The sequence below is a fragment of the uncultured Campylobacter sp. genome (assembly GCF_938018035.1).
Lineage (GTDB): Bacteria > Campylobacterota > Campylobacteria > Campylobacterales > Campylobacteraceae > Campylobacter_B.
On sequence record NZ_CALIJF010000225.1, the window covers coordinates 1 to 1,409 of the forward strand.

At 51.6% G+C, this 1,409-nt stretch carries 2 pseudogenes; both read left to right on the plus strand.

Annotated elements, in window-relative coordinates:
* Positions 1 to 122 (plus strand): annotated as a pseudogene (locus Q0257_RS06915) (7-cyano-7-deazaguanine synthase); the annotation flags it as partial.
* A 501-nt stretch (positions 123 to 623) separates the two neighbouring features.
* Positions 624 to 1,031: pseudogene (locus tag Q0257_RS06920) on the plus strand (7-cyano-7-deazaguanine synthase); the annotation flags it as partial.
* Between the last annotated feature and the right edge of the window lie 378 nt (positions 1,032 to 1,409).

Consider the following 1,409-nt stretch of genomic DNA (forward strand, 5'->3'; position numbering starts at 1 on the left):
TGGACAAGGAACGCGAGTGCTTCGGTAAAATTTGCGACGATTTGGGGGTCGCAAAAAGGCTGATTTTAGACGCTCGCTTCATCGCGCAAATCGGCGGTAGCGCCCTTACGGACGGTACCTTGCCGATCAGAAAGGGCGCGGCGGAGCTTTGCGGCGCGGCAAATTTTACCAGCGCCGAAATTGACAGCGCGGTAAATTCCAAGAGCACTGAGCTTGGGGAGTTAAATTTTGCCGAGACAAATTCCGTCGCCGAACTAGACGGGCAAAATTCTATTGCGGTAAATTCTATTAATGCCGAGATTGGCGGGCAAAATTTTACCGCGTCAAATTTCTCGACGAGCCCTGCGGACGCTCCGCTAAGTGCAGATTTGACGCGAAATAGCGGCGGTTGCGCGCAGAGCGGTGAAATTTTAACCCAAGGCGGCGAAGCTTCACTCGGGGACAATGAAATTTCACCACAAGGCGGCAAAATTCCATCTCAAAGCGGAGCCGAGCCGCAGCAGGGCGATAAAATTTCACCCAAGCATGCAGAGGGTGAAATTTCACCACAAAGCCAAAACAATAAAATTTCGCCGCAAAGCCAAAGCGATAAAATTTCACCGCCAGGTGGCGAGAGCGCGTTTTCCGATTTGCCTAACACCTACGTGCCGTTTCGCAACGGTGTGTTTTTGAGCATCGCCGCCGCGCTTGCCGAGAAGGAGCGCTGCGACGCGATTTTCATCGGCGTGGTGCAGGAGGATAGTAGCGGCTACCCAGACTGCGGCGCGGAGTTCATCGGCGCGTTTGAGCGAGCGCTCGATCTGGGCACGAGTCGAGACTTCCATCCGCGCATCAAAACCCCGCTCGTGCACCTTAGCAAGGCGCAGATCGTCTCGCTGGCGCTTGAGATCGGCGTGCCGCTGGAGCTTACGTGGAGCTGCTACGAGCGTGAGGACGCTGCGTGCGGGCTTTGCGACAGCTGCTTGCTGCGACTTAAAGGCTTTGCGGGCGCCGGCGCGAAAGATAAAATCCCCTACGTGATAGAAGCTTAGGCGAGCCGCGGCGAAATTTAATCGCGCCGCGGTTAAATTTTACCGAGCCCGCGTAGCGTTTAAATTTGAAATGTCGTATGGTTTGCGGCAGGATTTAAACGCGCGGCGGCTTGCACTTTGGCGTACGCCGAGCTGCGGCTGTAAATTTAAACTGCGCTTCGGAATTTGAAAAATTTTAATGCGAGCGTTGGGCACGCTTCAAAGCAAAAATCAATTATAAATTTAACCCTGCGCTATATTTATTAGCGCATAGGCAGATATAAGTATATCGCAGTATAATCCGAGAATTAAATTTTAAGGAGTGGAGAATGGCATTTGTTGCGGAATATATTTCGAAAGAGGACTTAAAGAAATATAATGTCGTAAATATCGTGAATA